Here is a 13,510-nt window from a genome sequence, read left to right on the forward strand (position 1 = left end):
AAAACGCTCCCTTAAAATGTAGTATAATCATTTTAACATAAAACACGAACAATTGCTAAGTTTTTCGTGCATAACGTTCGTGTTATATAGTTGTCTAGATGATTGGTTATGTAAATTCAATTTGCCATTTGAAATAACATTCCGTAAGATGAAAGGTAGATTATATAAAGAGCTGGAGGAAAGAAAGTGGAATTTGTATTTTTAGGAACTGGTGCAGGTGTTCCTTCGAAAGGAAGGAATGTTTCAGCGATTGCTCTGCAATTGCTAGAAGAACGAGGACAGACTTGGTTATTTGATTGTGGCGAGGCGACGCAACATCAAATATTACATACATCAGTACGTCCACGCCGCATTGAAAAAATATTTATTACGCATTTACATGGTGATCATATTTTTGGATTGCCTGGTTTATTAGGAAGCCGTTCGTTTCAAGGAGGGACTACACCTTTAACAGTGTATGGGCCAAAAGGAATTAAACAATTTATTGAAGTGGCATTATCAGTAAGTACGACACATGTGAAATACCCACTTGAAGTTGTTGAGATAACAGAAGAAGGTACTGTGTTTGAAGATAATGAATTTTATGTGGAAACGAAAAGATTGTCACATGGTATTGAATGTTTTGGGTATCGTATTGTAGAGAAAGATATACAGGGTGCTCTTTTAGTTGATAAATTGCTGGAGATGGGTGTGAAACCCGGTCCACTCTTTAAACGTTTAAAAGATGGAGAAGTAGTTGAATTAGAAAATGGTACGATACTAAATGGAAAAGATTTTATTGGTCCGCCTCAAAAGGGAAGAATCATTACTATTTTAGGTGATACAAGATATTGTGAAGCGAGTAGAGAGCTGGCACAAGACGCTGACGTACTTGTTCATGAAGCAACTTTTGCTGCAGAAGATGAACAACAAGCGTATGATTATTTTCATTCCACATCTAAGCAAGCTGCGAGTATTGCACTTCAGGCAAATGCAAAACGATTAATATTGACTCATATTAGTTCTCGTTATCAAGGGGATACATATAAGGAATTATTGAAAGAGGCAAGAGAGCTATTTTCAAATACAGAAATAGCTATGGATTTGAAATCATTTCCAGTAGAAAGATAATAATGGTGTGAAAAAATGGTGACGAAAAGTTGCCATTTTTTTATTTCTAAAAAAAAATTAAAATAAAACTGTTATCATTTTATGTTTATATTGGATGAAACAGAAAGTTTTAATGATGTGAAGATATAGGATAAAAATACATAGTACCGATTATTTAGAAAAACTGTTATATAAGTCAGACGACATACGAGTGGTACAAATAGCAAAAATAGATTGTTATTCAGAACTTTTAAAATTCATTAAAAGTAAGCGTTTTATTAAAAACAAGCTATAATGAGGGCAGATTATAATTTATTGTAGGCTACATGCGTTTTAGCCATTTGTCGTAACAAGTGAAGTTGACTAAATCGTGAGAGAGCAACAGGGAAATTATAATAGGAAGGATACTACTATTATTTGTACTAAGTCTTTTTTCACGTTTTAGCTTTAAAGCATCAAAAGGTATAAAAGCAATGGGAGTTTCACTTGTTTATGCTATCCTTGTAAGGGGTTCTGTGTTAAACTTTGGATTGCTACCAGACTTTATTGTGGATTAGCTTATATTATTTTTAAATGAAGGTAATGCTAAGTTTCTTATTTATTATGATAACTAGTATTATTTCAGGATATATTGCTTCACTGTTATTCAAAAACGATTCAATTCGTACAGCGGAACAAATTCGTGGTACGAATGGAACGGCAACCGATTCGGTAGCTTAATAGAATAGTAAAAATTTTTTTCATAGAGGTTTAGGGGGAGTTATGATGAAGTATCGCTCAGTATTTGATATTATTGGTCCAGTTATGATTGGTCCATCAAGTTCACATACAGCAGGCGCAGCAAGAATGGGGCAAGTTGCTCGCCAGCTGTTTCGTCATGAACCAGAAAGAGTAAGCATTTCATTATATGGATCATTTGCAAAGACGTATCGTGGGCATGGTACAGATGTAGCGCTAATAGGTGGGATATTAGGATTTGAAACAGATGACTTACGTATTCCAGAGGCGCTAGACATAGCAAAAGAGCGCAAAATTGAAGTGGAATTCATTGAAGAAGATGCAAATGCACCTCATCCAAATACAGCGAGAATTCGTTTGTATAAAGGTGAGGAAGAAATTGAAGTTGTTGCTTGCTCAATTGGTGGCGGTAAAATTGAAGTTGTAGAATTAAACGGATTCGATCTTCAATTATCAGGTACGAGTCCAGCACTACTTATTGTAAATAACGATCGCTTTGGTGCTATTGCAGCAGTAGCTTCAATTCTTGCTAAGCATGAGATTAACATTAGTACAATGAGTGTTTCTCGTAAAGAAAAAGGAAGAAGAGCACTTATGGTCATTGAAACAGACGAATTATTAGCAGATGAAGTGATTGAAGAAATAAACGCGCAACAAAATATTTGTCAAGTAACTATTATGGAATAATTGCAGGGGGGACACACCATGTTTCGGAACGCAGCGGAACTAGTGGCGCAAGCTAAAGAACAAAATGTAAAAATCTCAGAAATTATGATTCAATGTGAAATGGAAACTAGAAGTATTTCACGTGAAGAAGTAATTGCTGGTATGGAAAAGAACTTAGTCGTGATGGAGCAAGCAGTAGAACGTGGTATTCGCGGTGTGAAATCACCAACCGGTTTAACTGGTGGAGATGCTGTAAAAGTTCAGGCGTATATGGAGAGCGGAAAAGGCTTATCTGGAGATACGATTTTGGACGCAGTGAGTAAAGCTGTTGCAACAAATGAAGTAAACGCAGCGATGGGAATTATTTGTGCAACACCAACAGCAGGGTCTGCTGGAACAGTGCCGGGTGTACTATTTGCACTAAGAGAAAAATTGCATCCTACACGTGAAGAAATGATTGAATTCTTATTTACAGCAGGAGCTTTCGGTATGGTTGTTGCGAATAACGCTTGTATTTCTGGTGCAGCGGGAGGATGTCAAGCTGAAGTTGGTTCAGCAAGTGGAATGGCGGCTGCGGCTGCAGTTGAAATGGCTGGTGGAACACAAGATCAAGCAGCTACAGCGATGGCGATTTCATTAAAGAATATGCTTGGTTTAGTATGTGATCCTGTTGCAGGGCTTGTAGAAGTACCTTGTGTAAAACGTAATGCAGCAGGAGCTGCAAATGCGATGATTTCAGCTGATTTATCATTAGCTGGTGTAACGAGTACAATTCCATGTGATGAAGTAATTGAGGCAATGTTTAGAATCGGACAAACGATGCCAGTAGCACTTCGTGAAACAGCTGAAGGCGGACTTGCAGCAACACCGACTGGTCGCCGTCTGCAAGAAGAGATTTTTGGTAAGAGTAATAACTAAAAGCATATCATATGATTAAAGTAAAAACGGAGCTCAAATAAAGTTGAGCTCCGTTTTTTATTTTTCTTTTGCTATTTTTTCTAATGTTTTTCCGAGATCGTGTGATCGTTTCGTTGCTTGTGTAATACATGAGATTAATGCTTGTTGAAAATTATGCTCCTGTAACACTTCAATACCTGCTTCAGTTGTCCCTCCAGGAGAAGTAATTTCTTTTCGCAAAATAGAAGGGTGTTTTTCGCTTGCTTTTAGCATTTCAGCAGCACCAATCATCGTCTGAAGAATAAGTGATTTTGCAACATCTTCCTTTAAACCAATTTTTTTTGCTGCCTCTTCCATTGCCTCTACCACGTAATAAATATAAGCTGGTCCACTCCCGGATAATGCAGTGACAGCATGCATATCTTCTTCTTCTACAACAGAGACGAGACCAATCGTTTCAAATAACGATGTTGCAATGCGAATATGTTCCTCCGTTGTGTGTTCTGAAGGTGAGATAGCGGTAGCGGATTTTAAAATAGCCGCAGATGTATTTGGCATCGCACGGATAATCGGAACGTCTTTTTGAAGTAGGTTTCTAATTGAATGAGTAGAAACACCTGCTAATAACGAAATAATAAGCAAGTCATTATGTATGTATTCTTTAAGAGGAATCATCGCTTCTGCGACATCTTTTGGCTTCATGGCTAGAAAAAGAATATTTGCATCAGCAAGTAATTCCTTTTTATTATGTGTACCTTTGACACCGTATTTTGTATGTAACTCCTGTAATCTTGTCTCGTTAGAACGATTACTTACAGTAATATGTTCCCCTTTAACAACATTTGCGTTTAATAAACCACCAATAATCGCTTCGGCAATAGAGCCTGCACCGAGAAAGGAAATGTTTTGAATAGACATGATGTTCCTCCTTTAAATTTGGTTAGAAATGCTTATAAATGTACATACATTCGTTTTTTTATGGAAAACACCTCTTTTTATCTGAAAATAATGACAAATTTATAGGGAAGTTGTAAACTGAAGAGGTATTCATTTTTGAACCGGAAAAAGACAGGGGGGCTAAGCATGACGGCGATTCATCGAATGGAGATTCCTGTTCCATTTGCAGTTGAGACAGTGAACGTGTTTTTAGTTGAGGGAGAAACATTAACGTTAATTGATACAGGGACAAATACAGAAGAAGCAAAGAAGGCACTAGAAAGTCAATTAGGTGTATTAGGGTATAAGATAGAAGATATTGAAACGGTAGTGATTACGCATCACCATGCGGATCATTGTGGACTTTTAAATACATTTTCTGAAAAAGCAAAGATTATTGGACATCCTTGGAATGAACCGTGGATCACGCAGAATGCCGAATTTTTAAAGAGGTATCATGAATTTTTTAAAGAGACGGCTTTGCAGTTCGGCGTTCCAGCAGCATTTTTGAATGGTGAGGCGTTATTGACGACGAAGACACTTAAATATTCTTGTAATAGGTCGTTAACACATACTGTGAGAGAGGGAGATCGTATAGATTCGTTACCTGGATTTACAGTGATTGAAACCCCAGGTCATGCTTCCACTCATATTTCATTATATAGAGAATCAGATGGAATATTAATTGGTGGGGATGCTCTCATTAGTCATATTTCTTCAAATCCAATATTAGAACCACCATATGAAGGGCAAACAGAAAGAGCACGTCCTTTATTGCAGTACAATCAAACGTTAAAACGTTTAAGTGAAATGGATATTTCACGTATTTTATCCGGGCATGGGGAAGATGTTCTGAATGTGAAACAACTTATTGAAACAAGATTACAAAAGCAAGAGACACGTGCTTTTAAAGTGCTGGAGCTATTAAAGGAAAAGCCAATGACAGCATTTGAAGTATGTGTAAAATTATTTCCGGTATTATATAAAGAGCAATTGCCACTTACTATCTCAGAAACTGTTGGACAATTAGACTTTTTAGCATATAATCAACAAGTGATGATTGATGAATCTTCACAACAATGGATTTATTATGCAAAGTAGGTGACAGCAATGACTGGACGTTTACAAGAAAAGGTAATCGTCATTACAGGTGCTTCTAGTGGAATTGGGGAGCAAGTTGCAATGCAGGTTGCGGAGCAAGGGGCGACGCCAGTATTAATGGCTCGAACAGAAGAGAAGCTACAAGCATTAGCAGAAAAAATTAAAGCAACTTATAATACGCCTTGCTATTATTATGTATTAGATGTAAGTGAAGAAACGAAAGTACAATCTGTTTTTTCAAAGGTATTACAAGAAGTAGGACGTATTGATATATTGGTAAACAATGCGGGATTTGGTATCTTTAAAACGTTTGAAGATGCATCAATGGATGAAGTAAAGGATATGTTTCAAGTAAATGTATTTGGATTAGTAGCTTGTACGAAAGCGGTATTACCTTATATGGTAAAAAAGAACGAAGGGCAAATTATTAATATTGCTTCATTAGCTGGAAAAATTGCAACTCCGAAGTCTAGTGCTTATGCTGCAACGAAACATGCTGTATTAGGATTTACAAATAGTTTACGCATGGAGTTATCTAATACAAATGTTTTTGTAACAGCAATTAATCCAGGACCGATAGATACGAACTTTTTTGAAATAGCCGATCAATCAGGTACATATGTAAAAAATATGGGACGTTACATGTTAAAACCAACATATGTAGCAGAACAAATCGTAAAGGTGATGCAAACGAAAAAACGTGAAGTAAACTTGCCGAAGTGGATGGGAATGGGGCCAAAGCTCTATGCATTATTCCCGGGTTTATTTGAACGTGTTGCAGGCAAATCATTAAGTAAAAAATAGGAGATTTCCATATGGAAATCTCCTCAGGCTGTGGAGAAAGTCTTCTCCACAGCCTGTTTTTGTGTCTGAACCTCTTTTTATGTGTCAACACTGATAAAAAAGAGGAAAAGGAGAGATTTCTTATGATGGGTGCTTTAAAAAATCATCGCGATGAACGTGTATCTGTTTCTGTAGAAGAGTTAGTTCCACAAGATCATTTCCTTCGTGCGATTGAAGCGACAATTCGTTTTGATTTTATTGAGGAGAAGTTACGCCCTTATTACTGTGAAAACAATGGACGTCCGTCAATCCATCCTATCGTTTTATTCAAAATGATGTTTATTGGATATTTTTATGGTATTCGTTCTGAGCGTCAATTGGAAAAGGAGATTAAAACGAATATCGCCTACCGTTGGTTTTTAGGGTTTTCTCTATCAGATACTATTCCAGATCATTCTACAATCAGTTGGAATCGCCGTACCCGTTTTATTCATACAAATATTTTCGAAGAAATTTTTGATGAGATTGTGAGGCAAGCGACGGAGAACCGGATGGTGGGAGGACGTGCACTGATGACAGATTCTACACATATTAAGGCCAATGCTAATAAAAATAAATTTGTACATAAATATAAAAAAGAAAAGGCAAAGTTTTATATAGATGAACTAGAAGCTGCGGTAATCGAAGATCGTGAGGTACACGGAAAAAAGAATTAAAACCTAGAAAGGAAAGTGATACCCCTACTAAAAAAACTCGTATAAGCACTACGGATCCAGATAGTGGATTTTTAATGAGAGATGGAAAACCGAACGGTTTTCATTTCTTAGATCATCGTACAACTGATGCGAAGTACAATATCATTACAGATACCTATATAACGGCTGGAAATATGGCAGATTCCGAGCCGTATTTAGCACGTCTACAAGCTCAAATTAATAAATTCGGATTTAAGGTGGAAGCTGTAGCTCTTGATGCAGGCTATTTTACAGGTTATATCTGTAAGAAATTATCAGAAAGAAATATATTTATGGTGATGGGGTATCGCCGATTTGGAAAGCGAAATAAAGAAGTACCGAAAAGCCAATTTAAATATGTAGAAGAAATGAATGCATTTGCTTGTCCGATGGGATGTATTTTAGAGTATGCGACAACGGATCGCGAAGGATATCGTCAATATAAATCGAATCCAGAAGACTGCGCTGTTTGTCCGCTACGTGAGGTGTGCTTTTCAAAGAAACAGAAACAAAAAGTTATCACTCATCATGTATGGGAGAAATATAAAGATATCGCTAGAAAAAACAAGCTAACAGTTACAGGGAAAAAGTTGTATAAAGTACGCTGTTCAACTATAGAGCGAAGCTTTGCGGACGCCAAAGAACTCCATGGCTATCGATATGCTCGGTTTCGGGGGCTGAAGTCTGTCCAAATGCAGGCTTATCTCACCTCAGCTTGTCAAAATATGAAAAAAATAGCCCTCCATCTGACCAAAAAGGGTCTGGTGGAGGGCTATTTTTCTAAATTCTATTATTTTATGTTGTTTTCATTTGCTAAAATCAAAAAGATTTCAGAGTGTTGGGAACCCTAAAGGGTTTCCCAACACTCTGAGGAGATTTCCATATGGAAATCTCCTATTTTTTTATTTTCCAGTCACATAATCGTAAACGACATCCTCAACTGCCTCGTATAAATCAATTTTGATATTTGAATGAATTAACATTTGAATATGTTTAATTAGCATTTCCTGATCCTCTTTTGAAACAGGATTACATTGATATTGCCGAAAACTTTTTGTAATCATTTTCTCAATTAATTTTTCATTCATGTTTTCCCCCGCCTGTATGTATACATGTATTGTTTTATTGTACTTGAAGTGAAATGAAAATACTAATATACACTGTTTTTGTATAAAAATTCAATTGTTTATATTGTTTTTCTAGTAAAATTAAGTTTTTAAAGTTTTAAAAATTAATAAATATTTAATTGACTCTATAATTATACAATATTATAATCATACTTAATTTAAAGAATCGATATGAGGAGGAGCTTATGAAAGTCGCAATTATTGGAGCAACTGGATATGGGGGTATTGAATTAATTAGGTTATTAGAGCAACACCCATACTTCTCAATAGCATCTCTTCACTCTTTTTCGCAAGTTGGTGAGTGCATAGCAAATGCATATCCGCATTTGCGAAATATTCTCGTTCATAAGTTGCAAGAAATTGATGTGGATGAAATAAGGAAGGTAGCAGAGGTGGTGTTTTTAGCAACACCCGCAGGAGTATCGGCAGAGCTAGCGCCACAATTATTAGAAGTAGGTTTAAAAGTGATTGACCTATCTGGTGACTTTCGGATGATAGATCCTTCGTCATATGAAATGTGGTATAAGCGGCCAGCTGCAGAAGCAGAAATCCTTAGGAAAGCAGTATATGGATTAAGTGAATGGAAAAGACCTGAGATTCAAAATGCAAATTTAATTGCAAACCCAGGATGTTTTGCGACAGCTGCATTATTAGCGATAGCACCGTTAGTACGTAGCGGAATGATTGAAGCAGATTCGATTATCATTGATGCAAAATCAGGTGTATCTGGAGCGGGCAAAACTCCAACAACAATGACTCACTTTCCGGAGCTATATGATAATCTTCACATTTATAAAGTAAATCAGCACCAGCATATTCCTGAGATTGAGCAAATGCTTGTAGAGTGGAATAGTGAAATGAAGCCAATCACGTTTAGTACACATTTAATACCGATATCACGGGGGATTATGATTACACTTTATGCGAAAGTGAAAAAGGAAATGGAAATAGGGCAACTTCAAAAGTTGTATGAAGAAACGTATCATAACTCAGCTTTCGTTCGAATTCGTTCTCAAGGAGAATTTCCGAGTCCGAAAGAAGTAAGAGGCTCAAATTATTGTGATATTGGGGTGGCTTATGATGAAAGAACAGAAAGAGTTACGGTCGTTTCTGTTATAGACAATATGATGAAAGGCGCGGCTGGGCAAGCGATTCAAAATGTAAATTTATTAGCGGGACTAGAAGAAACAACGGGTTTACAGCATATGCCGCTTTATCCATAAGGAGGACGTGATGATTAAAGTAGAGTCTATTACAAAATTAGAAAATGGTTCAATTGTAACGCCGAAAGGCTTTTCGGCAATCGGTACTGCAAATGGTTTGAAAAAGGAGAAAAAGGATGTAGGTGCAATTATTTGTGAAGTGCCAGCATCATGCGCCGCTGTTTATACAACAAATCAAATACAAGCAGCCCCGCTGCAAGTAACGAAAGATAGTATAGCGGCTGAGGGGAAATTACAAGCAATTATCGTCAATAGCGGAAATGCAAATGCTTGTACTGGAATGAAAGGGTTACAAGATGCATACGAGATGCGCGCATTAGGGGCGGAACATTTTGGAGTGAAAGAAAACTATGTTGCAGTAGCCTCAACAGGTGTAATTGGTGTCCCTTTACCGATGGATATAATCCGAAAGGGAGTTGGATCTCTTGTACTGACGAAGGAAGTAAGTGAAGCACATTCTTTTTCGGAAGCGATTTTAACGACGGATCTTATAACGAAAGAAACTTGCTATGAGATGATCATTGATGGGAAAGAAGTGACGATTGCTGGTGTTGCTAAAGGTTCAGGGATGATTCATCCGAATATGGCAACGATGCTTAGTTTTATTACAACAGATATCAATATAGAGCATGATGTATTGCAAATAGTATTATCACAGGTTACGAATCATACGTTTAATCAAATTACGGTGGATGGAGATACTTCTACGAATGATATGGTCATCGTTATGGCAAGTGGATTATCAGAAACGAAAACGATGAATATGGAACATAAAGACTGGGAAACTTTCGTATTCGCTTTACAGAAGGTATGTGAAGATTTAGCAAAAAAAATTGCGCAAGATGGTGAAGGGGCTACGAAGTTAATAGAAGTAAATGTGCAAGGTGCTAAAACAAATGAAGAGGCAAATAAGATTGCAAAGCAAATAATCGGTTCGAGTCTTGTAAAAACAGCAATATACGGCGAGGATCCAAATTGGGGACGAATTATTAGTAGTATTGGGCAGAGTGAAGTAACTATTAACCCAAATACAATTGATATAACTCTTCAATCTATCGAGGTATTAAAAAATAGTGAGCCTCAAATGTTTTCTGAAGAGGAAATGACAAAGAAATTACAAGAACACGAAATAAAAATTGATGTGTATTTGCATTTAGGCGATGAAACAGGATCAGCTTGGGGCTGCGACTTAAGTTATGACTATGTGAAAATAAATGCTTGTTATCGTACATAAGGAGAGAGAAGATGAGCGATTATATTGTAGTTAAATGCGGCGGTAGCATGTTGAATCGATTAAATAGTGTGTTTTTTGAGTGCATAAAGAAATTACAAAATAAGTATAAGGTTATTATTGTCCATGGCGGTGGCCCAGAAATTGATGCCAAGTTAGAAAACTCTAATATCAAGGTAGAAAAGAAACATGGATTACGAGTAACGCCAAAAGAAGTTATGGATATTGTTCAAATGGTGCTATGCGGAAGTACGAATAAAAAACTCGTAATGAATTTACAAAAACATCATTTACTTGCAGTTGGGCTTTCAGGGTGTGACGGTAAGTTACTTCAAGTTCAACCTATCTGCGAAGAAATAGGATATGTGGGAGAAGTAAGGTATGTAGAAACAGCCTTATTAAAAGGACTAATAAATATGGAGTATATTCCTGTTATTGCTCCAATAGGGGTAAATGGTAATGAAATTTATAACATAAATGCAGATACTGCTGCAGCTGGGATTGCGGCTGCGCTATCCGCAAAAGAACTCATTTTTATTACGGATGTAGATGGGATATTACATGAAGGGAATTTAGTAAAGAAAACGGATGAATTTGAAATTGCTACTTTTATAGAAAAAGGAGTTATTACAGGTGGGATGATTCCGAAAGTACAGGCGGCACTGGCATCATTAAAAATGGGAGTGCAAAAGGTAAGTATTGTGAATGGTACAAAAGATTTTACTGAGGTTACGGGAGAGTGTATCGGAACGACGGTAACGAAAGGCGTGAGTATCGTATGACGAGTCATCTTTTTCAAACGTATGGGAGAAGAAATATTGAGTTTGTAGAGGGCAATGGGGCGAAAGTTATTGATAAAAATGGTGAGCAATATTTAGATTTCACTTCTGGTATTGGAGTATGTAACTTAGGACATTGTCATCCTACTGTTGTAAAGGCAGTAGAAATACAACTCGGAAACATATGGCATATATCTAACTTATTCGCGAACTCCTTACAAGAAGAGGTTGCATCGTTATTAACAGAAGACACAGCATTGGATTATGTGTTTTGTTGTAATAGCGGGGCGGAGGCGAATGAAGCAGCTTTAAAGCTAGCCCGTAAACATACTGGGAAATCTCTCGTCGTAACATGTCAACAATCTTTCCACGGCAGAACATTTGGAACGATGAGTGCAACAGGTCAAGATAAAGTGAAAGAAGGATTTGGTCCATTACTTCCGTCTTTTTTACATACCCCTTTTAACGATATACAAGCATTAAAAGAAGTGATGACTGAAGAAGTTGCCGCAATAATGGTGGAGGTTGTTCAAGGTGAGGGTGGGGTAATATTAGCTAATCCATCCTTTTTGAAAGAAATTGAAAAGCTATGTAATGAGTACAATGCTCTTTTTATTATAGACGAAGTACAAACGGGGATAGGAAGAACCGGAACGCTATTTGCATATGAGCAAATGGGAATACAACCGGATATCGTTACAGTTGCAAAAGCACTAGGAAATGGCATTCCAGTTGGAGCGATGATTGGCCGGAAAGAATTCGGCACATCTTTTACTGCTGGATCACACGGTTCAACTTTCGGTGGGAATTATATTGCCATGACTGCAGCGAAAGAAGTATTGCAATTAATTAAGGAACCATCGTTTTTAAAAGAAGTAAAGGAAAAGGGCGAGAACGTATTAAAGAAATTGCAAGATGAATTGCAATATGTCGAATGTATTCAAGATATTCGTGGTAAGGGACTTATGATAGGAATCGAATGCAAGCATGAAGTTTCGAAGTTCATAGAACAATTAGAAAAGGAGGGGCTTCTCGTATTACAAGCAGGGCCTAATGTTATAAGACTATTACCACCACTTATTGTAACGAATGAAGAGCTAGAACAAGCAGTATATATGATAAAAAAAGTAGTTTGTACAAAAAATGTATCAATTATATAAGGGGGAGATTTCATGTCAACTGTACAAGTACCGAAATTAAATACGAAAGATCTTTTAACATTAGAGGAACTGACGCAAGAAGAAATCATTTCTTTAATTGAATTCGCTATATATTTAAAGAAGAATAAGAATGAACCATTATTAGAAGGGAAAATATTAGGTCTCATTTTTGATAAGCATTCAACTCGTACCCGTGTTTCTTTTGAAGCAGGAATGGTACAGCTCGGAGGACATGGAATGTTTTTAAGTGGGAAAGAGATGCAAATCGGAAGAGGAGAGACGGTTTCAGATACTGCGAAAGTACTGTCTCATTATATTGATGGAATTATGATACGCACATTTTCACATGCGGATGTAGAAGAGCTTGCGAAAGAGTCCAGTATCCCAGTTATTAACGGTTTAACTGATGATCATCATCCTTGCCAAGCATTGGCTGATTTAATGACGATATATGAAGAAGTTCATACGTTTAAAGGGATTAAATTAGCTTACGTAGGTGATGGGAATAATGTATGTCATTCGCTATTGTTAGCGAGTGCAAAAGTAGGAATGAATATGACTGTTGCAACTCCCGTAGGGTATGAGCCGAATGAAGAAATTGTAAAAAAAGCGTTAGCGATTGCAGGTGAAACAGGGGCTGAAATTGAAATTTTGCATAACCCTAAATTAGCAGTAAGTGAAGCGGATTTTATATATACTGACGTTTGGATGAGTATGGGGCAAGAAGGAGAAGAAGAGAAATATACTTTATTCCAGCCGTTCCAAGTAAATAAAGAGCTTGTTATAAATGCGAAGCAAACATATCGTTTCTTACACTGCTTACCTGCACATCGTGAAGAAGAAGTAACTGGAGAGATTATAGACGGACCACAGTCTATCGTTTTTGAGCAAGCTGGTAACCGATTGCACGCTCAAAAAGCGTTATTAGTGAGTTTGTTTCAAACTACTGGAAAACCTTCCTAAAAAGGAAGGTTTTTTTATATCGAAATGTCGGATGTATATTTGGTTAATCATCTCTATATCATTTATAATAACAAGAGAAAACT

At 36.9% G+C, this 13,510-nt stretch carries 13 protein-coding genes; 11 read left to right on the plus strand and 2 right to left on the minus strand.

Going from position 1 to position 13,510, the window contains the following annotated elements:
• Positions 1-186: 186 nt before the first annotated feature.
• The 3 genes from rnz to sdaAA all read left to right on the plus strand — a co-directional run bounded on the left by rnz (position 187) and on the right by sdaAA (position 3,411).
• Positions 187-1,110: a ribonuclease Z gene (gene rnz, locus CDB3_RS03445; protein WP_128853477.1), complete on the plus strand. Its 924-nt coding sequence runs from the start codon at positions 187-189 to the stop codon at positions 1,108-1,110.
• A 744-nt stretch (positions 1,111-1,854) separates the two neighbouring features.
• Positions 1,855-2,514 (plus strand): L-serine ammonia-lyase, iron-sulfur-dependent subunit beta, encoded by a 660-nt coding sequence (gene sdaAB, locus CDB3_RS03455; protein ID WP_087966079.1) that lies wholly within the window; start codon positions 1,855-1,857, stop codon positions 2,512-2,514.
• Between the two features lie 18 nt (positions 2,515-2,532).
• Positions 2,533-3,411, plus strand: coding sequence for an L-serine ammonia-lyase, iron-sulfur-dependent, subunit alpha (gene sdaAA, locus CDB3_RS03460; protein ID WP_128853478.1), 879 nt, complete (start codon positions 2,533-2,535; stop codon positions 3,409-3,411).
• Between the two features lie 57 nt (positions 3,412-3,468).
• On the opposite strand, the gene proI is transcribed toward sdaAA, so the two are convergent.
• A complete protein-coding gene (gene proI, locus CDB3_RS03465; RefSeq protein ID WP_128853479.1) occupies positions 3,469-4,308 on the minus strand; it encodes a pyrroline-5-carboxylate reductase ProI in 840 nt (279 codons plus the stop codon).
• Between the two features lie 165 nt (positions 4,309-4,473).
• Between proI and CDB3_RS03470 the strand changes: the two genes are divergently transcribed.
• From CDB3_RS03470 to CDB3_RS03480, 3 genes are all read left to right on the plus strand, one after another.
• Complete coding sequence (locus tag CDB3_RS03470; RefSeq protein ID WP_128853480.1) at positions 4,474-5,427, plus strand: MBL fold metallo-hydrolase; 954 nt, start codon at positions 4,474-4,476, stop codon at positions 5,425-5,427.
• A 9-nt stretch (positions 5,428-5,436) separates the two neighbouring features.
• Positions 5,437-6,231 (plus strand): SDR family oxidoreductase, encoded by a 795-nt coding sequence (locus CDB3_RS03475; protein WP_128853481.1) that lies wholly within the window; start codon positions 5,437-5,439, stop codon positions 6,229-6,231.
• Between the two features lie 122 nt (positions 6,232-6,353).
• Positions 6,354-7,795, plus strand: a protein-coding gene (locus CDB3_RS03480) for an IS1182 family transposase (RefSeq protein ID WP_372708522.1) whose coding sequence is annotated in 2 segments (ribosomal slippage) — positions 6,354-6,915 and positions 6,915-7,795 — 1,443 coding nt in all. Because the reading frame shifts where the segments join, the coding sequence is not laid out codon by codon here.
• A 51-nt stretch (positions 7,796-7,846) separates the two neighbouring features.
• Here CDB3_RS03480 and CDB3_RS03485 read toward each other — a convergent pair.
• Positions 7,847-8,032, minus strand: a complete 186-nt coding sequence (locus tag CDB3_RS03485) for a YqzH family protein (protein ID WP_097830763.1) — start codon at positions 8,030-8,032, stop codon at positions 7,847-7,849.
• Positions 8,033-8,256: 224 nt separating this feature from the next.
• Here CDB3_RS03485 and argC point away from each other — a divergent pair, with 224 nt between their 5' ends.
• Genes argC through argF form a run of 5 tightly spaced genes read left to right on the plus strand, consistent with a single transcriptional unit; the run spans position 8,257 to position 13,427 of the window.
• Complete coding sequence (argC, locus tag CDB3_RS03490; protein WP_128853482.1) at positions 8,257-9,294, plus strand: N-acetyl-gamma-glutamyl-phosphate reductase; 1,038 nt, start codon at positions 8,257-8,259, stop codon at positions 9,292-9,294.
• Positions 9,295-9,304: 10 nt separating this feature from the next.
• Positions 9,305-10,528 carry a bifunctional glutamate N-acetyltransferase/amino-acid acetyltransferase ArgJ gene (gene argJ, locus CDB3_RS03495; protein ID WP_128853483.1) on the plus strand — a complete coding sequence of 408 codons (1,224 nt, stop codon included), beginning with the start codon at positions 9,305-9,307 and terminating at the stop codon, positions 10,526-10,528.
• Positions 10,529-10,539: 11 nt separating this feature from the next.
• The gene (gene argB / locus CDB3_RS03500) at positions 10,540-11,307 is read left to right on the plus strand and encodes an acetylglutamate kinase (protein WP_128853484.1); all 768 of its coding nucleotides are present in this window, start codon (positions 10,540-10,542) and stop codon (positions 11,305-11,307) included.
• Complete coding sequence (locus tag CDB3_RS03505; RefSeq protein ID WP_128853485.1) at positions 11,304-12,464, plus strand: acetylornithine transaminase; 1,161 nt, start codon at positions 11,304-11,306, stop codon at positions 12,462-12,464. Before argB ends, CDB3_RS03505 begins: the two co-directional genes overlap by 4 nt.
• A gap of 12 nt (positions 12,465-12,476) precedes the next feature.
• On the plus strand, positions 12,477-13,427 hold the full coding sequence (gene argF, locus CDB3_RS03510) for an ornithine carbamoyltransferase (protein WP_128853486.1): 951 nt from the start codon (positions 12,477-12,479) through the stop codon (positions 13,425-13,427).
• The last annotated feature ends 83 nt before the right edge of the window (positions 13,428-13,510 follow it).

Source organism: Bacillus sp. CDB3 (assembly GCF_002081505.1).
Lineage (GTDB): Bacteria > Bacillota > Bacilli > Bacillales > Bacillaceae_G > Bacillus_A > Bacillus_A cereus_AT.